This window comes from Ideonella sp. WA131b, from assembly GCA_023657425.1.
GTDB lineage: Bacteria > Pseudomonadota > Gammaproteobacteria > Burkholderiales > Burkholderiaceae_C > Rubrivivax.
Map to the genome: position 1 here is coordinate 2168595 of JAGTJW010000001.1, position 18654 is coordinate 2187248.

The window sequence follows — 18654 nt, forward strand, 5'->3', positions numbered from 1 at the left end:
GTCAAGCCTGCCGATAGCGCGACACCCGGCTGACGACGGCTGCGCGCCGCAGCGTGCGCATCACGTCGGCCAGGTGCACGCGGTCGCGCACGCTGACGATCAGCCGCAGCTCGATCTGCTCCGCGGCAGGTTCCGGGTCCATGCCGATGTGCACGATGTCGGCCTCGGCGCTGCTGACCGCCGAGGCCACCTGAGCCAGCACGCCCTTGCCGTTCTGCACCAGAACGAACAGGCTGGTGTCGAAGACGCGCGTCAGCTCCTCGGCCCACTCCACCTGCATCCAGCGCTCGCTGTCGCGCTCGTAAAGGCGCCTGCCGCTCGGGCAGTCGGCCGTGTGCACCACCAGGCCCTCGCCGCGGCCGAGGTAGCCCACGACAGAATCGCCGGGGATCGGCCGACAGCAGGACGCGAACTGGATCGAGTTGCCCTCGCCGCCGTCGATGAACACCACCCCCTGCGCCGGGGCCTCTTCGGCCGAGAAGCGCGTCAGACTCAAGGTCACCGCATCGGGCTTGATGCCGGACTCGACCATGAGCTGCGCCAGTCGCTTCGCCACGATCACGGCGATCTTGCGGCCCAGGCCGACATCGCCCAGCAACTCGCTTCGGTTGCGGTTGCCGCCCCAGCGCGCAAGCTGCTGCCACAGCGCGGCGGCACTCTCGTCGGACGGGTCGGCGCTGGGCAACTGCAGGCCTTCGGCGCGCAAGGCCTGCCCGAGCAGCTTCTCGCCAAGCGCACGAGATTCGGCGCTCTCCAGCGTCTTGAGGTAGTGGCGAATCTTGCTGCGCGCGCGGCCAGTGCGCACCATGCCCAGCCAGGCCGGGTTGGGCTTCGCACCGGGTGCGGTGATGATCTCGATCACGTCGCCGCTCTTGAGCTCGGTGCGCAGCGCCGACGGCTCGCCGTTGACCTTGGCGGCCACGGTGTGGTCGCCGACGTCGGAGTGGATGGCATACGCGAAGTCCACGGGCGTGGCGCCGCGCGGCAGCGCCAGGATCTTGCTGCGCGGCGTGAAGACGTACACCGCGTCAGGATAGAGATCAATCTTCACGTGCTCCAGGAACTCGGCGGCGTCGCGCGTCTCGTCCTGGATGTCGAGCAGGCTCTGCAGCCACATGGTGGACAGCCGGCCATCGGGGCCGGGGCTGCCCCGGCCGCCCTTGGAGTCGCCCACCTTGTAGAGCCAGTGCGCGGCCACGCCGGCCTCGGCCACTGCATGCATGGTCTCGGTGCGCATCTGGAACTCCACGGCCGTACCCAGCGGGCTGACGAGGGTGGTGTGCAGGCTCTGGTAGCCGTTGGCCTTGGGGATGGCGATGTAGTCCTTGAAACGGCCCGGAACCGGCTTGTACAGCTGGTGTAGCACGCCCAAGGAGATGTAGCAGTCCGTGAGCGTGGGCACGACAATGCGGAAGCCGAAGATGTCCGACACCTGCGCAAAGCCGGCATGCTTCTCGCGCATCTTGCGGTAGATGCTGTAGACCGTCTTCTCTCGGCCCGAGACCTGGATCTTGAGCTTATGTGAAGAGAAGGCTGCTTCCACGTCGCGCTGCACGCGCTCGACGATGTCGCGGCGGTTGCCGCGGGCGCGCCGCACGGCCTTCGACAGCGCCGCGTGACGCCACGGGTGCAGCATCTCGAAGCAAAGCTCCTGCAGCTCGCGGTACATTGCGTTCAGGCCCAGCCGGTGCGCGATCGGGGCGTAGATCTCGAGCGTCTCGCGTGCGATGCGCTGGCGTTTGGCCGGTGCCATCGCGAGCATCGTCCGCATGTTGTGTAGCCGGTCTGCCAGCTTGATCAGGATAACGCGCACGTCGCGCGCCATCGCCAGCAGCATCTTGCGGAAGCTCTCGGCCTGGCTCTCCTCGCGCGTGTTGAACTGCAGCTTGTCGAGCTTGGTCAGGCCATCCACGAGTTCGGCCGTGGGAGCGCCGAACTTTTCAATCAGTTCTGACTTGGTGACCCCCCGGTCTTCGATCGTGTCGTGCATCAGCGCGGCCATGATGGCCTGGGCATCGAGCTTCCAGTCGGCGCACAGGCCGGCCACCGCGATCGGGTGCGTGATGTAGGGTTGGCCACTTGCGCGAAACTGACCGAGATGCGCCTCATCGGCGAACTTGTAGGCTTCGCGCACCTGCTTCAGGTCGGCCTTGCTCAGGTAACCCAGCTTGCCCTGAAGCGCGGCGAAGCTGATGGCCTCCGGGGCCTGCGTCAGGTCTGCCGGCACCAGCGGCGTGCGCTGCAGCCCCTGCAGTGCTGCGGGCAGCAGTTCGGCGGCGAGGGAGCGAAGACCCATGCCCCGAATTTAGCGCGGAAGCCCAAACCCACCCGAAGCGGGCCCAGAAATGACGAGGGCGCCTCGCGGGCGCCCTCGGAATCCGGGGTACGGCTGCCTCAGACAGGCACCTTGCGCAACATCTCGATGCCGACTTCGCCGGCAGCGATCTCACGCAGCGCCGTCACGCCGGGCTTGTTCTTCGTCTCGATCTTGGGCGCGTGGCCCTGGCTGAGCATGCGGGCGCGGTAGGTCGCGGCCAGCACCAGCTGGAAGCGGTTGGGGATCTTTTCGAGGCAGTCTTCGACGGTGATGCGGGCCATGTGTTCTTCCGTAGGGGCAGGCGAGCGACCGCAAAGCGCAGGGGAGCGCGATCGCTTAGCCAGAAGCGATCATTCTAGCCGGGTCGTCCGCGCGGCCACCAGCCGTGCCGAAGGAGGCCCTCAGGCCCCGGGGCCTCAAGGGGTTGATCAGGCCAGGCCCAGTCCAGCAAAAACCTGGGACTTCGCTCTCCGCTGCGCGGCGTACTTCAGTCGCTGCGAGTGCACGACGGTCTTCAGGTCAAAAAGGGCCGTTTCGAACAGGGCGTTGACGATCACGTAGTCGAAGTGCTGCGCCTGCGCGACCTCGGTGCGCGCATTGGCCATGCGCCGGGCGATGACCTCGAAAGCGTCTTCACCTCGGCGGTTCAGGCGCTGCATCAGCTCCTCCCAGCTTGGGGGCAAGATGAAGATCAGCACGGCGTGCGGAAACAGCCGCTTGATCTGCAGCGCGCCCTGCCAGTCGATCTCAAGCACGACGTCCTCCCCCCGCTCCAGCCGCTCCTGGATGGCCATACGGCTGGTACCGTACAGGTTGCCATGGACCTCGGCCCACTCGAAAAACTCACCGCGCGAGACCATGGCGCGGAACGTGGCCTCTTCGACAAAATGGTACTCGCGGCCGCCGAGCTCCTGCCCCCGCGGCTGGCGGGTTGTGTGCGATACCGACACGGCCAGACGCGAGTCGAGTTCGAGCAGCGCCTTCACGAGGCTGGACTTGCCGGTGCCGCTGGGCGCCGCCACGCAGAACAGGTTGCCTGGAGTTTCCATTCTCGGATTCTCGCCCAAGGTCCGCCTTGCGTAGGAACACTCGCTCCAGCCTCGATCCGTCGGACACGGCAAAGGCTTCATCGAAGGAGCGATGAAGCGTCCCACTTGATCTGGCAAAGCGCACTATCTTGCCGGGTGCGATTGGTATCGAGCCAAAGGGATGAGAGTTCTGACTCACAGCCTAACGAATGAAAGGGCCTTCCCCGTCCCGAGGTAGCCGCGAAGCGGCGAACGGCAAGGAGTGCCACGATGGGGTTGTGAATCTCATCAACCCACTCGGAAAGGAGAAGTCATGGCCATCGTATTTGTTGGGATCGATCTTGCCAAGAACGTGTTTGCGGTGCATGGGGTGAACGAGGCGGGCAAGGCTGCGCTGGTCAAGCCGGCGGTGGCCAGAGCCAAGCTGGAGGAGCTGGTAGCAGCTCTGCCGCCGTGCGTGATTGGGATGGAGGCCTGCAGTGGCGCGCACCACTGGGCCAGGAGGTTCCAGGCGCACGGGCACACCGTCAAGCTGATGGCGCCGAAGTTTGTGGCGCCGTACCGGCTGTCGGGCAAGCGGGGGAAGAACGACGCGGCGGATGCGCAGGCGATCTGCGAAGCGGTGCAGCGGCCGAGCATGCGCTTTGTGCCGATCAAGAGTGAGCAGCAGCAAAGTCAACTGATGGTGCACCGCGCCAGGCAGGGCTTTGTGGAGCAGCGCACGGCGACGATCAACCGGATCCGCGGCTTGCTTAGCGAACTGGGGATCGTGCTGCCGCTGAAGGCCAGCACGGTCAGGAGCCAGGCTGCGGGGCACCTGGAAGATCTGCCGGGCTGGGCAAACACCGTCATCGGTGATTTGCTCAGCGAGATCCACCGGCTGGACGAGCGCATCGAGGCCTACGACCGGCACATTGCGCAGATGTCCAGGCAGGACCATCAGGCGCAGCAGTTGATGCGGCTGTGCGGGATCGGGCAGACGGCCGCCACGGCGCTGGTGGCGATGATCGGCAATGGACACGACTTCAAGAGCAGCCGACAACTGAGCGCATGGATCGGCTTGGTGCCCGGGCAGTACAGCTCAGGCGGCAAGACCCGGCTGGGCAAGATCACCAAGAGCGGCGACGCCTACCTGCGCAGCCTGCTGATCATGGGTGCCAGGGCGCTGCTGAACGCGGCCAAGAACAAGACAGACAGCGTCAGCCGGTGGGCGGTGGCGCTGGAGCAAAGGGCGGGGTACTGGAAGGCGGTGGTGGCGATCGCGGCCAAGAACGCTAGGATGGCGTGGGCGATGCTCAGGCAGGGCGAGAAGTTCGCGCTGCCGGTCTGAGCGCTACCCCGTTGCAAGACCACTGACCCAGACGAGGAGGCTCTATGCCGTTCCGTGTGGAACTTGACCGCACATCCGATGCTGTGTCAGGCCCGCTGACAGTGCCATTGCCGGCACGAAAGGCGATGCCGGCAAGTGGGTGAGCTTGCCCAGGCGCAGATAAGCGATGGCGATGAAGTTGGCTGCTGTCCTGAAGCCGCGGGCCGCGCGCTTGGCTTGCTGCATCAGCCCGTTCATCGCCTCGACGAAGGCGTTGCTGCGGTGATCGAGCATGCCTCGCACGACTGAATCGAAGTGGTCTCTGAGCGTGGCCGCCAGCCGCTTGAAGGGCTCCAGGCGACTGCGCCGCGCCCACGACAGCCAGGCCTTCAACTCGGCGCAAGCGAGCTCGGGTTGGTTGTGGCGGCGTGCGTTGGCGAACAGGAGCTGGGCGCCTTCCACGCCCATTGCGACAACCACTGCTACCTGCCGCTGCACGTGTTCTGCGGCCAGGCGCTGCTGGTGTACGTGCTGCGGCGCAGCAAGCTCGACGGCGCGCCGCACGGGGCGGCGGTGATCAAGCTGCTCGTCACGTGGCTGCGCCGGGCGTGGCCTGACACGCGCTTCATCGTGCGAGCGGACTCGGGCTTCTGCCGTCGAAGGCTGCTGCAGTGGTGCGAGCGCGCGGACGTGCGCTACGTCATCGGACCGGCGCGCAACGCCAGGCTGCACGCGGCGGTGGAAGTGGCCGAGGCCGCTCTGGCCGACGCCTACAAGGCCAGCGGCACCAAGCAGCGGCTGATCGGCGCGTTCAGCTACGCCGCCAAGAGCTGTCCCCGCGAGCGGCGCGTGATCACGCGGCTGGAGTACGGTGAGCAAGGCACCAACCCGCGCTTCGTCGTCACCAACCTCGAGGGCGAGGCCGAGGCGCTGCATGAAGGCCTGTACTGCGAGCGCGGCGAGGTGAAGAACCGCATCCAGGAGGCGCATCTGGACCTGTTCGGCACGCGGGCGAACTGCTCGCGCTTCATCGCCAACCAGTTCCGGCTGCTGCTGGCGGCGCTGGCCTACACTCTGATGCAGCGGCTGCGCGCGCTGGCCCTGCAGGGCACCGAGCTCGAACGGGCCAGTGCAGGCCCCATCCGCTGCGCGTGTTGCTCGCCACCGCAGCCCGACGACTGGCCGCGCTCGGCCCGTAGCAACTCAACCAGTGCCTGTCCCGCGTGTTGACCCCAACCAGGCCCGCATCCCAAGCCGGGGTAGGGCGAGTCATGCCCACAACGAGCCGATGCCCGACCGAGCGAGCATCAATGGCAGCACAGCCAGCCGCTTCAGCCGCCAGGATCGGCAGAAAAACCTCGAATGGCCATCCAGTAAGGGGCTGGTGAAACATCCGGGCCAAGCAAGCCGCGGATCGGGCTGATCGTCGCCGTGCGCTGCTCCACAAAGCCCTGCCTGGCGCGGTGCACCATCAGTTGACTCTGCTGCTGCTCACTCTTGATCGGCACGAAGCGCATGCTCGGCCGCTGCACCGCTTCGCAGATCGCCTGCGCATCCGCCGCGTCGTTCTTCCCCCGCTTGCCTGACAGCCGGTACGGCGCCACAAACTTCGGCGCCACCAGCTTGACGCTGTGCCCGTGCGCCTGGAACCTCCTGGCCCAGTGGTGCGCGCCACTGCAGGCCTCCATCCCGATCACGCACGGCGGCAGAGCTGCTACCAGCTCCTCCAGCTTGGCTCTGGCCACCGCCGGCTTGACCAGCGCAGCCTTGCCCGCCTCGTTCACCCCATGCACCGCAAACACGTTCTTGGCAAGATCGATCCCAACGAATACGATGGCCACGACTTCCCCTCTCCGAGTGAGTTGATGAGCTTCACAACCCCATCGTGGCACCCGTTGCCGTTCGCCGCTTCTCGGCTACCTCGGGACGGGGAAGGCCCATTTATTCGTTAGGCCTCACAAGTTGACCGACTCTTCACCCGGCCCGGAAAAACGTGTCCATCTCCGTAGATCACTACGGGTACCGGCTCGGATCATTCTTGGCGAGTCAAGTGAGTTCGAAGTTCGGACCTACGATATCAGCGAAGGCGGTCTTGGCCTAGTCGCTGCCGCGAACCCCAAAGTTGGTACCAAATTCAACGTTGTCTTTGGTGTCCCAAACTCTACGCCGAGGCCTTCGGTGGTCAACGTTCGGGCAACCGTGATCCGCAGCGTGCTGGCCATGGACGAAGGCGGGTTCAAGATTGGCGTGCTGTTCAACTCCTTGGACGAGCCCAGCTTCAGCGCAATCAGGCGCTTCATCAATCGCGTCTAGTGTCTTGATCCTAAGTCCTGCAGTTGAGCCTGGGCCACGGCGGTTTTCTTCAACGCTGGCGCGGGGTTGGGGCTGTTTGGCACACTCACCCGATGGGTGAAGCCAACGAACCGAAGAGGACGATGCTGGCGCAGGCCAGCGAGGACGCGATGGTCGTCGACACGATGGGCGGCCGTGTGCACGTGCGCTGGGACGAGACGGCCCGAGCCACGCCGCACGGACAGATCGTGTTCTTCGCCGAGTTCCTGGCCACTGCCGGCGTATTCGAGCGCTGGGTGCAGGAGTGCCCGTTGCGCTACAGCAGCCCCAACACGTCGCGACCACGCGACGTGCTGGGCACGCTGATGCTGGGGATCCTGGCCGGCAGCAAGCGCTATGCGCACATCGCCGGGGTCCGCGGCGATGCGGTGGCGGCCAAGGCCCTGGGCCTGCGCGGCAAGGTGAGCGAAGACTCGGTGCGCCGGGCCTTGGCGGCGATGGTGCCAGCGGCCAGCGAAACTTGGATGCGCAGCGCGCTGATGGCCAGCGTGCGGCCAGCGTGCGCGAGGCCTTGGAGCGGCCGTGGGTGCTGGACGTGGACGCCACGATCAAGCCGCTGTACGGCCGCCAGGAAGGGGCGGAGATTGGCTACAACCCGCACAAGCCGGGGCGCCCCAGCCATGTACTGCACACCTTCTGGGTCGGCAACCTGCGCCTGGTGCTCGACGCCGTGCTCAGTTCGGGCAAGCAGCACACGTCGGGCCACGCCAAGGCCGCGATGGCGAGGCTGCTCGATGAGCTGGGCGACAAGGCACCGGCGCTGGTGCGCGGTGACTGCGGCTACGGCAATGAGGACATCATCGACGTGTGCGAGCAGCGAGGCCTGCGCTACCTGCTGCGCCTGCGCAAGACGGCCAACGTCAAGCGGCTGATCGAGCGGCTGTTCAGAAGCGAGGACTGGACCCACGCCACCGAGGCCAGCCAGGGCTGGCAGGCCCTCGAAGACGAGTTGCGCCTGAGTGGGTGGAGCAGGGCGCGTCGCGTGGTGGTGCTGCGCCGACGCATCAAGCACGACATCGCGCTGACGAGAAAGAAGCGCGGCCAGCACGAAGCCAGCGAGCAGCTCGTGCTGGCGTTGCCGCACGACGAGGTGCAGGACAACGCGCAGGTCTGGGAGTACACCGTGCTGGCGACCAACGCGACGTACGACATCGCGGCGATCGGCCAGCTCTACCGCGACCGTTGCGACTGCGAGAACGGGTTCGACGAGTTGAAGAACCAATGGGGCTGGGGCGGCTTGACCACGCAGGACATGCACCGCAGCCAGGTCACCGCGCGGGCCGTGGCGCTGGTCTACAACTGGTGGAGCTGGTACGTGCGCGCGGCCAACCCGCAGGCCCGACGCGAGGCGTTGACGAGTCGGCCACTGCTGCTGGCAGCCGTGGGCCGCGCCGCCAGCAGCGGCAACCAGACGACGCTCTACCTCACGCCGATGCACGCTGAAGCCGGCTTGATCAAGTCGATGATCGCCAACGTCCATGCGGCCATCCAGCACGTCAAGGCTGCTGCGGAGCAGTTGCCAAGGCTCGACCGCTAGTGTAGTGTTGCGTTCTGTTTGGAACTTAAGCGCGCATTGGCCCGAATTACCTTCTGCAGGATGTCGGCGGCGCTCTTGGTCCAGATGAACGGCTTTGGTTTGGTGTTGTGCTGGGCGACGTACTTTTCAATGGCAGTGATCAACTCGGGCACGCTCGTGAACACGCCACGGCGCAGCCGATTGACTGTGATGTCCCGGAAGAATCGCTCCACCATGTTCAGCCACGACGCTGAGGTCGGCGTGAAATGCATGTTGAAGCGTGGGCGCTTGGCCAGCCATTCCTGCACCGCAGGGTGCTTGTGCGTGGCGTAGTTGTCGGCGATCAAGTGCAGCGTTTTGTCCTTGGGCGTTTCACGATCGATCTTGCGCAGGAACTTCAGCCACTCTGCGTGCGTGTGACGCTGTTGGCATTGGCCAATGACGGTGCCGTCCAGCACGTTGAGCGCCGCGAACAACGTGGTTGTGCCATTGCGCTTGTAGTCGTGCGTCATCGTCTGCGCGCGCCCCTTCTTCATCGGCAGGCCCGGCTGCGTGCGGTCCAGCGCCTGTACTTGGCTCTTCTCGTCGCAGCAAACCCGAGTTCGACACCAAAAGCCGAGTTCGAGCGATTTTCTCGCCCCGGCTCCAATGTAATCAACAAGTTAGCGCTGCAGCGCCAGTTTTTCTGTAGTGGCACGCCATACGTGCGAGGGTATTGGCATGCAACAGGGAGGTAGCTACACTCTCGCCATGTTCATCAAGCTCACCCGGTCCGGCGAACGCACCTACGCGCAACTGGTCGAGTCGTTCCGCGATGAACACGGCAAGCCGCGCCAGCGCACGGTAGCCACTCTGGGCCGCATCGACGAGCGCGGCGGTCAGGTCGACTCGCTTCTGGATGGCCTGTTGCGAGCCAAGGGGCGCCCAGTTGCCACGGGCGGCGACCTCCAGGTGCGCTTCGAGTCGGCCCTGTGCCTGGGCGATGTCTGGGCCCTCGATGCGCTGTGGCATGAGCTGGGCTTCAATGCCCTGGGGGCGGTGTTCCGGCGCGCCCGCTTCACCACCGCCGTCGAGCAGGCGATCCGGGTGATGGCCTTCAACCGGCTTAGCGATCCGGAGTCCAAGCTGGGTGTGCTGCGCTGGCTGCAGACGGTGAGCATGCCGGGCATCGACGTGGCCAAGCTGAGCCACCAGCATCTGCTGCGCAGCATGGATGCGCTGATGGACCACCAGCAGGCCGTGGATGACTGCGTGGCGCAGCTGCTGCGGCCGCTCATCGACGAAGACCTCTCGGTGGTCTTCTACGACCTGACGACCATCCGCGCCGAGGGCCACAGCCAGCAAGACGGCGACGTGCGGCACTTCGGCATGTCCAAGGAAGGCGTCATCGCCCGCCAGTTCATGCTGGGCGTGGTGCAGACGGCCGACGGTATGCCGATCTACCACGAGGTCTTCGACGGCAATACGGCCGAGGCGCCGACGCTGGAGCCCACGCTCAAGAAGGTGCTGGCGCGCTGCCCGCACATCCGCCGCCTGGTCGTGGTGGCCGACCGCGGGCTGCTCTCGCTGGACAACATCGAGGCGCTGACCAAGCTCCACGTGGCGGGGGATCGGCCACTGGAATTCATCCTGGCGGTGCCAGGGCGGCGCTATGGGGAGTTCGTCGATCTCTTGGCGCCGATGAGTGCACGCATGGCCCAGGCCACCGACGAAGTCGTCGAGGAGGCGCAGTGGCAGGGCCACCGACTGGTGGTCGCCCACAACCCCGTGCGTGCGACGGAGCAGACCCAGGAGCGGCTGGCGAGGATCCACGCATTGGAAGAGCGCGCAGCGCAATGGGCCAGCAAGCTCGATGCGCAGGACGCCGGCCAGGTACACCGCGGCCGCAAGCTCTCGGATTCCGGCGCCAAGGCGCGTTTGTTCCACGAGGTCAGCGACGCGCATCTGGCGCGCATCATCCGGGTCGATCTGAAGTCCGACCTGTTCGCCTACGAGATCGACGATGCCGCGCTGGCCCGGGCGCAGCTCATGGACGGCAAGCTGATGCTGATCACCAATGTCCGCGACATGACCGCGAACGAGGTGGTGCGCCGCTACAAGTCGCTGGCCGACATCGAACGCGGCTTCAAGGTGCTGAAGTCGGAGATCGAGATCGCGCCGGTCTTCCACCGGCTGCCCGAGCGCATCAGGGCCCATGCGAGCATCTGCTTCATGGCCTTGATCCTGTACCGCGTGATGCGCCAGCGCCTGAAGCTCGCCGGCAGCGAGTTGTCGCCGGAGGCAGCCTTGGCGGACTTGCGTCGCATCCAGCGGCACACGGTCACCATTGACCGCAGCGCCCCTATCCACGGCGTCTCCACCGTTCAACCACGCCAGGCCGCAGCCCTGGCCGCGCTCAACGTCAAGAAGCCGACCATCGACGCCCAGATGCCGCTGCTGTAGTGGCATTTTCCAAGGCCTGGCCTATATGGATCAAGCACTTACAGCGGTTAGTGTCGAACTCGGGAGCAAAGCACCAACGCGTGCTCGGGCGGGGACATGTACAGGCCCACGATGTCTTCGAGCTTCTCGACGAACTTCGGGTCGCGGGACACCTTGAAGCCGCGCACCAAGTGCGGCTTCAGGCCGTTGGCCTGCCAGTGGCGCATCACCGTGCTCGGGCTGACCTTCAGCACTGCAGCCATCTTGCGAGTGCTCCAGTGCGTGGCAGCCACGGGCGTGCTCTGCGTGGTCAGCTCCACCAACTTGGCAACGTCCATCTTCACGGGCGGGGCGCCGCGCGGCAGGTCCTGTTCAATCCCCGGAAGGCCGGACTGCAGATAGCGCTCGCGCCAGCGAGCAACCTGCACGCGCCCTACGCCCAGTTGCTCGGCGATGTCCTTGTTCTGAAGGCCCTGTGCGGCCAGCAGGACGATCTGTGCACGCTGGGCCAGCCTGACGCTGGTGCGCTTGGAGCGCGCAAGCCTCGTCAGTTCGACCTCTTGCTCATCCGTCAACTCTATCCCTGGGGCAACTCGCAATTTTTCGCTCCATTGCAAACCGAAGTAGAGCATTGGAGGTGGAAAACTCAATTACGTTCCTTCAAGAGTCGAACACTACACTAGCGGGCGCTGCTGGCCTACATCTGCCAGCGCATCGTCGGTCAGATCGGCCTGCCAACCCCACCGCCGGTGCCCTCGGCACCCGGGTAACTGCAGTTTTTGGGATCAGTGGAGGCAAGGTGCTGGGTGCGAAGACCAAGCACAGCGTGAACAGAGCGAGCCAGGCGTTCCGGCAAGCGGCAGCGGCGCTGCGAAGCAGCAAGTCAGCGCTGGGGGCCTACTACAGGCGGCTGTGCGGCCGCATGGACAAAGGCAAGGCCGTCATGGCAGCGGCCCACACCTCCTCTGTGACGTGGCCTACATGGGGGGCGTGAAGTGCGGCGATATGGATGACGGCATGCACCTCGCGCAGATTTGCGCGAATCGCCTCAACGTCTTCGATCGATCCGACATGGTCCGATGTTGACGAAGGCGCGCTGTCAAGGCCAATGACTTCGTGTTCGGCGGCGCGGCGGATGTATGTGGCGCGGCCTATCCTTCCTGGCTCTATGCCGTTCCGTGTGGAACTTGACCGCACATCCGATGCTGTGTCAGGCCCGCTGACAGTGCCATTGCCGGCACGAAGGGCGATGCCGGCAAGTGGGTGAGCTTGCCCAGGCGCAGATAAGCGATGGCGATGAAGTTGGCTGCTGTCCTGAAGCCGCGGGCCGCGCGCTTGGCTTGCTGCATCAGCCCGTTCATCGCCTCGACGAAGGCGTTGCTGCGGTGATCGAGCATGCCTCGCACGACTGAATCGAAGTGGTCTCTGAGCGTGGCCGCCAGCCGCTTGAAGGGCTCCAGGCGACTGCGCCGCGCCCACGACAGCCAGGCCTTCAACTCGGCGCAAGCGAGCTCGGGTTGGTTGTGGCGGCGTGCGTTGGCGAACACCTCGCGCAGCGCCATCTTCAGCCGCCAGGCACGCGCAGTCTTCAGGTTTGCTCGCTGCAACCAGTGCATGGCTTGAAGCTGCGTGGCCGTCCAGCCCGAAGGATTCCTGCGCATGCCCCACAGGATGGAGCGGCGCTGCTTGGCCGTCAGCACGCCCAGTTCCTGCTGCACCTGCGCCTGCTCGGTCTTCCACTCGGCTGCGCGCACCTCGTCCATGGCTTCGCCTGCGAGCTTGACGACGTGGAAGCGGTCGTAGCTGACCAGCGCGTTGGGCAGGTAGGTGGCAGCCCCCTTGAGGTACGCCGCACTCATGTCCATGCAGACGTGGGCGATCGCTGTGGGCTCACCGCCGTGGGCATGCAGATCCTGCGTGAAGGCCTGAACCGTCTGGTGCTCACGTCCGGGCGTGCAGAACAGCAGCCGCTTGGCATCCAGGTCGTGCACCACGGTGACGTAGTCATGCCCGCGGCGCAGGCTGGTCTCGTCGATGCCCACGATGCGGACCTGGCTCATGTCCTGCTTGCTCCGCGCCTGGCTCACGTAGTGCTCGATGCGGCGCCACAACTGCTTGTCGCGCACCCGCAGATCCCTGGCCGCCTGGCGCACGGGCAAGTCCCTGCACATCGTCAGCGCCAATGCTTCAAACAGCAGCGTGAAGCCGCTGCCCTGGCGAGCCCACGGTACTGTCAGTTGCGTCGTCTTGCCGCAGGCCGTGCACCCCACGCGTGGCACCTCGGCGTGCAGCCACGCCTCGTACTGGAAAAAGTCCAGATGCCGCCACGAGCGCGGCAGCCGGTCATGCACCTTCTGCGAGGCCGCACCGCAAGCCGGGCACGCCAGCAGCGACTGCTTGCACTCGACGTCGAAATCGATGCGGTGCTTGGCGGTGTCAAGCCGAACCTCCCGCACCACCCATGGTGCTTGCAGACCCAATGCGCCGGTGAACAGCGCCTCCACGCCAACGTTCAAATCGGTACTCCTGGCTACCGCCCCGTGGACATGTGGACAGGCTCAAAGGCAGCCTGCCCACATGCCCACCGGGCTCGACGACGACCGGCCATTCTGTCTGTTGGGTTCCACACGAAATGACGAGGGGCCTCCTTCCTGCGGCGCCGGTGATGAGGATCTTCATGGCCAAACGTTCGAGCTAAGCTGCCCGCGTAGGCAGGTACTGTAAGCCCGGACTGAGACGATAGTACGACTGGCTCAGGCCGGGCTTACAGTGCCTGCCGTAGCGGGTCAGCTTGAGCGAGGGGTTAGGCCGCGCGCGGGTACGACCGGGACGGATGGTTGACAGATTCTCTGGGCGGATGGTTGACACGCAATAGGACGATCGGAGCTCACAAGAGGAGTTTCCGATGCCCTGGAAAGAAGTCAACGTCATGGAACTGAGGAAGCAATTCGTACGGGACTACAAGCTCGAGGCGCACAGCGTGAAGGACTTGTGCGCAATGTATGGCATCCGCGCTTGCGTTCGCGACAGATGGTGCTGCGATGGCGGCCCATGGTGCGACCGATGGCGGCCAAGCTCTGACGCTCCTTGAGCTTGGTCTCAATCGCCCAACGTTCGGCATCAGAAAGATGTGAGTACTTCGAACCCATTGCAAAGCTCCATATTGGGGTTGGAGCGTTGCACTTAAATAGTGAGACTGCCGCGATGCCTAACGTTCGAGCTACGCTGCCCGCGGAGGCATGCAGTGTAAGCCTGATGTGCGAAGGTGCCGAAGGCGCCGCACACCAGGCTTACGCTGCATGCCGTAGCGGGTCAGCTTGAGCGAGGGGTTAGCCCTCGCTCGTGGGTCAGGGATGACTACCCGCTTATGCGATAGGAGAACACACCCGAAGTGAGAGGTGAGTAAGAAGGGTCTGTGCCCTCCTTTGGAGCGAAGTCTGGAGCCCGTGGTACGAACAGTCCGCTTTCTAGGACAAAGAAGTGTGATCGGGCAATATATAGGCCGGTCGAGTTAGCCAGAACATGTCGAGGTTTCAACCGCACTATTGTAAGTGGCCACTTGTCTGCCGGAATCAAGCTTGATTGATATTGCTTGAGGAGGGCAGGTGCGAGGGCAGCAAGTTCTGCAAGAACTGCGTCGTTCGGTGGCGTTGGGGTGCACGCAACAAAACTCGCCAGTATGGGTAGAACCAAGATTGAGCGACGGAAGGGGATTTGCGTTTGCCGCATTGGCTGACTCCGTTGACGAAATCTTGCGATGACCGGCGATACGTGTGCTTGCGAGGCCAAACGTTCGAGCCAAGCTGCCCGCGGAGGCAGGTACTGTAAGCCCGGACTGAGACAATGTACGGAGTACCTCAGGCGGGGCTTACAGTGCCTGCCGTAGTGGGTCAGCTTGAGCGAGGGGTTCGGCCTCACTGCACAGAGCCGCGCTTCTGCTTCTTGAGCCAGTCCTGCAGAGCTGCGTCGACTCGGGACTGCCACCCTTCACCGGTTGCCCGGAACCGTTCAACAACGTCTCGGGACAATCGGATGGTGATTCGCTCCTTCGTGGGCGACTTCTGCGGACCGCGTACGCCAAGCTTCTGTTGCAGCGAAGCGGGCAGGGCAGTCGCTGACCGGAAGCTCTTGATGTCTTCCGCCTTCAACTCGCGGACTTCGCCATCAGGGCGAGTCAGTGGAACGCGCTTGGGCATAACGCTTCACCTCTCTTGGGTTGGCCTTGCGAAAGCTGATGACACGAACCCCGTCGGTAGTTTCTGTGAAGCACAGAACGTGGACACGGTCTCCCACAAGACCCAGAGCTACGTACCGAGTCTCAGGGTACTCCCTGCGATCGTCCACGGCGAACACAGCGGAGTCGAAGCTGAAGTCTGCGGCTCTCTCGAAGCTAAGACCTCGCAGCCTCAGGTTGCGTTCGTTCTTGGATTGGTCGAAGGTGATCCGCACAGAGCGGATTGTATGCACAAACAGATGGCTGCGCTAAACTGGGCCGAGGCCTGACCTGGGCGTCTGTTGTGAGGCCGAACGTTCGAGCTAAGCTGCCCGCGGAGGCAGGCGCTGTAAGCCTGGTTCCCGATGATGCACCATGTGCCGCGGACCAGGCTTACAGTGCCTGCCGTAGCGGGTCAGCTTGAGCGACCGGTTAGGCCAGCCGCTGGTGCGCAGCGCACCGGGCGCACCCGAGATGGAGTGCTGCTGGAGAGGTTGAAGTTCTGCGCCCGGTGCGCGGTGAGCACAGACAGGTGGCGTCCCACAGGCCTGTCCCTGCGAAGCAGCTTGCGCTGGTGGCGTGCAAAGGAAAGCCAGGGCCGAAGCGGGGCGCTGAACGATGAAGTCCAAAGGTGCCTTGCGAGCGAGGGGACAAGTGGCGAAGGCGAGCCGCGTGCGGCGAGCCGTGATGAGGACAACCGGCATTGCTCTTCGGCGGGCCTAACGTTCGAGCTAAGCTGCCCACGGAGGCAGGCGCTGTAAGCCTGGTTCGCGATGATGCACCAAGTGCCGCGGACCAGGCTTACAGCGCCTGCCGTAGCGGGTCAGCTTGAGCGAGGGGTTAGGCCAGCCGCTTGGGTGCAGCGCACCGGGCGCACCCGAGAAGGAGAGCTGCGGGGGTGATTGGAGTCTCGCGTCCGGTGCGCGGGAAACAAGGAGGAGTGGTTCGAGGTGAGCGGTTCCGTACGAAGCATGTTGCGGCGGTGGCTACCAAAGAAGCGGCGGACCTGAAGCGGGGCGCTGAACAGTGGTGCACAGAGGCGCCTCGCGAGGGAGGGGGCAAGCGGCAGAGGCGAGCCGCCTGCGGCGAGCCGAGCTGAGGACAACAGGCATTGTTTCCCGGCGGGCCTAACGTTCGAGCTAAGCTGCCCGCGGAGGCGTGCAGTGTAAGCCTGGTGTGCGAAGGTGCCGAGGGCGACGCACACCAGGCTTACGCTGCATGCCGTAGCGGGTCAGCTTGAGCGAGGGGTTAGGCCGCAACGCGGGCGAGCGTGCGAGGCGCAAGACTGGCGAGAGCTTCCAGAATTGCCGGAACGGCAAGAACCAGATCGTCCATGCGATTGCTCTTGGCACGTACGACCAAGATCGCAATCGGAAGGGTTCCAGGATTCTGTTGGTACTCCATGCCCCTGTCGGCGGTTAGGAGAACGTCAAACTCGCCAGCCGCGAGAGCGAGCAGCTTGCCGTTCTTGATGCTTGCCCAGCCGTGCTTCTGGACTGAAGTAAAGGTGTGCCCCGTGAGATGACGGCCAAGGCGCCACGGCACAGACTCGTCAAGCAGTATGCGCATCAGCTTCCAGCTGGGATTTGGCGTCTTCAAGGACCTGCACAGCAAGCTCCCTACTCACGGACGGAAAGTCTTCAAGGAAAACTTCCAATGGGTCTCCGGCCTCGAGGTGTTCAAACAGGATTCGTACGGGGACCCGCGTTCCGACGAACACAGGAGTACCTCCGAGGATCTCGGGATCAGAGATGACACGAGGTGACTTCATGGGGCGCTCCGCTGCTGAAGCCGGCATTCTATCGGTGGTGGGCACCTGAGCGTGGGCTTTGCGGCCTAACGTTCGAGCTAAGCTACCCGCGGAGGCAGGCTTTGTAAGCCCGGTGCGCGACGATAGTACGACTGGCGCGGACCGGGCTTACAAGGCCTGCCGTAGCGGGTCAGATTGAGCGAGGGGTTAGACCGCACCTGGCGGACGTGCCTTGCGTTTAGAAGGCTGTGAAGCCAGCCATTCTTTCAGCGCTGTATTGACGCGGGTTTGCCAACCAGGCCCACTTGCCCTGAGAGCACCGACTACATCTGGATCGAGTCGGATCGCAACCTGCTCTTTCACGGGTCGCTTGTTTAGTCCGCGGGTGCGGCGCATTCCAGCCAGAGTGGAGGCGACCCCTCCGCCTGACGTGACTGCACCCTTGCTCCAGTCGACCTTCGGAGATTCCAAAGATGATTCAGTCGTCGCGGCTTTTCGGGCAGCGGCAATCTCTGCTGCACTAAAGGGCTTGGAAGTAGTCATCGGCTTCTTGACGTTCGGCATAGCGGCATGAGATCAGATGCGCGGTGTCGTCACCTCGCGGAGTCCAGACCAAGAAGACGACTCGACCCATCCACATTCCGAGGCTTTGCAGTCTCAGTTCACCGTAGGTCTCTCGAGAGTCTTCCACCGTGACCATCGGGTAGTCGAAAACAGGTTCCAGATCGGCAAGATCGATCTTGTGCTTCTGGAGGTTGGTTCGACGTTTTGGCTCGTCCCAGGTGATCATGCGCAGACTGTATATGCGTTCTGTCGCAGGGTCAAGCAAACCGTAGATGCAGAATGTAGCGGCGCAGACTACGTTGGTTGTGACGCCTAACGTTCGAGCTAAGCTGCCTGCGGAGGAAGCCGATGACCGGCCGCGCAGGGACGATGGCAACGCCCGCCCGGAGCGGCCGGGCATTGGCTGCCGTAGCGGGTCAGCTTGAGCGAGGGGTTAGGTGGCTGGTGGAAAACTGAGGAACTGTATGCGTGACTGGAAGCGATATGAGGAAGCCAAAAGGCTGCGAGACACCGGCCTGACGTTGAAGGCGACTGGCGCAGCGCCTGGCGTGTGTGGCGACACCGTTCGCTACATGCTGGCTTCGCTTGAGCGCAGAGAGAAGTCGCGTGTCTGGGCAACGGAAAACCCAAGCCTTGTGCCCTGGTGGTGGGGCTTGAAGCACGGCACGCGCTGGGAACTTGAGCAGCGTGGGATTGATAGCCGCGATGCTTACATGGCACTGGCCGCCGACGAGTTGAGCATCTGGCGCGGCGCTGTGGCGTTGCCGGGATGGGAAGAAGACAAGGACGCTTGGCGACGGAGCAAAAGGAAAATCGAACTGTCGATGGTTAACGAGGTTCGCGCCTGGCTGGGAGTGGCGCCATACGTGCCGGTTCAGCGCGTGGCGAACACTGCCGACCTGGAGCGTGCCCGGCGGTTGCTGGAGCGACACGGCTGGCGCGTTGAGCCACCTAACGTTCGAGCTAAGCTGCCCGCGGAGGCAGGTGTTGTAAGCCCGGTTCGAGAAAATGTACAGGGTACCTCGGACCGGGCTTACAACGCCTGCCGTAGCGGGTCAGCTTGAGCGAGGGGTTAGGCTTCACTCGGCGGCGGCCCGCTGCATAGGCACAAACCTAAACCCGTTCTGCGAGGTTGGCTCACCTGAACGCACGAAGCCAAAGCGGGCGTAGATGCGCCCATGCTC

At 64.2% G+C, this 18654-nt stretch carries 19 protein-coding genes and 3 pseudogenes; 6 read left to right on the plus strand and 16 right to left on the minus strand.

All coding sequences use genetic code 11. The annotated features are described in order from the left end of the window. Position 1: 1 nt before the first annotated feature. The 3 genes from KA711_09970 to gmk form a co-directional block, all read right to left on the minus strand. Entirely contained in the window at positions 2 to 2296 is a 2295-nt protein-coding gene (locus KA711_09970; GenBank protein MCM0609305.1) for a bifunctional (p)ppGpp synthetase/guanosine-3',5'-bis(diphosphate) 3'-pyrophosphohydrolase, read from the minus strand. 98 nt (positions 2297 to 2394) lie between these two features. Next, positions 2395 to 2598 carry a DNA-directed RNA polymerase subunit omega gene (locus tag KA711_09975; GenBank protein MCM0609306.1) on the minus strand — a complete coding sequence of 68 codons (204 nt, stop codon included), beginning with the start codon at positions 2596 to 2598 and terminating at the stop codon, positions 2395 to 2397. A gap of 147 nt (positions 2599 to 2745) precedes the next feature. Next, positions 2746 to 3366: a guanylate kinase gene (gmk, locus tag KA711_09980; protein MCM0609307.1), complete on the minus strand. Its 621-nt coding sequence runs from the start codon at positions 3364 to 3366 to the stop codon at positions 2746 to 2748. A gap of 292 nt (positions 3367 to 3658) precedes the next feature. Between gmk and KA711_09985 the strand changes: the two genes are divergently transcribed. Further along, positions 3659 to 4675 (plus strand): IS110 family transposase, encoded by a 1017-nt coding sequence (locus KA711_09985; protein MCM0609308.1) that lies wholly within the window; start codon positions 3659 to 3661, stop codon positions 4673 to 4675. A gap of 105 nt (positions 4676 to 4780) precedes the next feature. Here the strand turns inward: KA711_09985 and KA711_09990 are convergent. Beyond that, positions 4781 to 5053: pseudogene (locus tag KA711_09990) on the minus strand (transposase). Positions 5054 to 5074: 21 nt separating this feature from the next. Here KA711_09990 and KA711_09995 point away from each other — a divergent pair. Next, positions 5075 to 5884, plus strand: a complete 810-nt coding sequence (locus KA711_09995; protein MCM0609309.1) for an IS1380 family transposase — start codon at positions 5075 to 5077, stop codon at positions 5882 to 5884. Positions 5885 to 6054: 170 nt separating this feature from the next. Here the strand turns inward: KA711_09995 and KA711_10000 are convergent. After that, a pseudogene (locus KA711_10000) lies at positions 6055 to 6495 on the minus strand (IS110 family transposase). A 121-nt stretch (positions 6496 to 6616) separates the two neighbouring features. On the opposite strand from KA711_10000, the gene KA711_10005 reads away from it, so the two are divergent. Together KA711_10005 and KA711_10010 are read left to right on the plus strand one after the other, a co-directional pair. After that, a complete protein-coding gene (locus KA711_10005) occupies positions 6617 to 6967 on the plus strand; it encodes a PilZ domain-containing protein (GenBank protein ID MCM0609310.1) in 351 nt (116 codons plus the stop codon). Positions 6968 to 7517: 550 nt separating this feature from the next. Continuing rightward, entirely contained in the window at positions 7518 to 8543 is a 1026-nt protein-coding gene (locus KA711_10010; GenBank protein ID MCM0609311.1) for a transposase, read from the plus strand. Here the strand turns inward: KA711_10010 and KA711_10015 are convergent. After that, positions 8540 to 9115 (minus strand): annotated as a pseudogene (locus KA711_10015) (IS630 family transposase). The gene KA711_10010 and the pseudogene KA711_10015 sit on opposite strands and share 4 nt — an antisense overlap. Positions 9116 to 9272: 157 nt before the next feature. Here KA711_10015 and KA711_10020 point away from each other — a divergent pair. Continuing rightward, positions 9273 to 10964: an IS1634 family transposase gene (locus tag KA711_10020; protein MCM0609312.1), complete on the plus strand. Its 1692-nt coding sequence runs from the start codon at positions 9273 to 9275 to the stop codon at positions 10962 to 10964. Positions 10965 to 11011: 47 nt separating this feature from the next. Here KA711_10020 and KA711_10025 read toward each other — a convergent pair whose 3' ends face one another. The 9 genes from KA711_10025 to KA711_10065 all read right to left on the minus strand — a co-directional run bounded on the left by KA711_10025 (position 11012) and on the right by KA711_10065 (position 17696). Next, on the minus strand, positions 11012 to 11575 hold the full coding sequence (locus tag KA711_10025) for an IS630 family transposase (GenBank protein ID MCM0609313.1): 564 nt from the start codon (positions 11573 to 11575) through the stop codon (positions 11012 to 11014). A 534-nt stretch (positions 11576 to 12109) separates the two neighbouring features. Beyond that, complete coding sequence (locus tag KA711_10030; protein ID MCM0609314.1) at positions 12110 to 13459, minus strand: ISL3 family transposase; 1350 nt, start codon at positions 13457 to 13459, stop codon at positions 12110 to 12112. Positions 13460 to 13870: 411 nt separating this feature from the next. Then, positions 13871 to 14092: a helix-turn-helix domain-containing protein gene (locus KA711_10035; protein MCM0609315.1), complete on the minus strand. Its 222-nt coding sequence runs from the start codon at positions 14090 to 14092 to the stop codon at positions 13871 to 13873. 765 nt (positions 14093 to 14857) lie between these two features. Continuing rightward, the gene (locus KA711_10040; GenBank protein ID MCM0609316.1) at positions 14858 to 15139 is read right to left on the minus strand and encodes a BrnA antitoxin family protein; all 282 of its coding nucleotides are present in this window, start codon (positions 15137 to 15139) and stop codon (positions 14858 to 14860) included. Then, complete coding sequence (locus tag KA711_10045; protein MCM0609317.1) at positions 15108 to 15392, minus strand: BrnT family toxin; 285 nt, start codon at positions 15390 to 15392, stop codon at positions 15108 to 15110. The genes KA711_10040 and KA711_10045 overlap by 32 nt, the downstream gene beginning before the upstream one ends. A 1012-nt stretch (positions 15393 to 16404) precedes the next feature. Then, positions 16405 to 16755 (minus strand): DUF5615 family PIN-like protein, encoded by a 351-nt coding sequence (locus tag KA711_10050; GenBank protein ID MCM0609318.1) that lies wholly within the window; start codon positions 16753 to 16755, stop codon positions 16405 to 16407. Next, a complete protein-coding gene (locus KA711_10055; protein MCM0609319.1) occupies positions 16709 to 16927 on the minus strand; it encodes a DUF433 domain-containing protein in 219 nt (72 codons plus the stop codon). The genes KA711_10050 and KA711_10055 overlap by 47 nt, the downstream gene beginning before the upstream one ends. 186 nt (positions 16928 to 17113) lie before the next feature. Then, a complete protein-coding gene (locus KA711_10060) occupies positions 17114 to 17449 on the minus strand; it encodes a BrnA antitoxin family protein (GenBank protein MCM0609320.1) in 336 nt (111 codons plus the stop codon). Beyond that, positions 17427 to 17696 (minus strand): BrnT family toxin, encoded by a 270-nt coding sequence (locus tag KA711_10065; GenBank protein MCM0609321.1) that lies wholly within the window; start codon positions 17694 to 17696, stop codon positions 17427 to 17429. The genes KA711_10060 and KA711_10065 overlap by 23 nt, the downstream gene beginning before the upstream one ends. A 238-nt stretch (positions 17697 to 17934) precedes the next feature. On the opposite strand from KA711_10065, the gene KA711_10070 reads away from it, so the two are divergent. Next, entirely contained in the window at positions 17935 to 18534 is a 600-nt protein-coding gene (locus KA711_10070; GenBank protein ID MCM0609322.1) for a hypothetical protein, read from the plus strand. Positions 18535 to 18549: 15 nt separating this feature from the next. On the opposite strand, the gene KA711_10075 is transcribed toward KA711_10070, so the two are convergent. Then, positions 18550 to 18654: GNAT family N-acetyltransferase (locus KA711_10075; protein MCM0609323.1), on the minus strand; the 105-nt coding region annotated here is incomplete at its 5' end.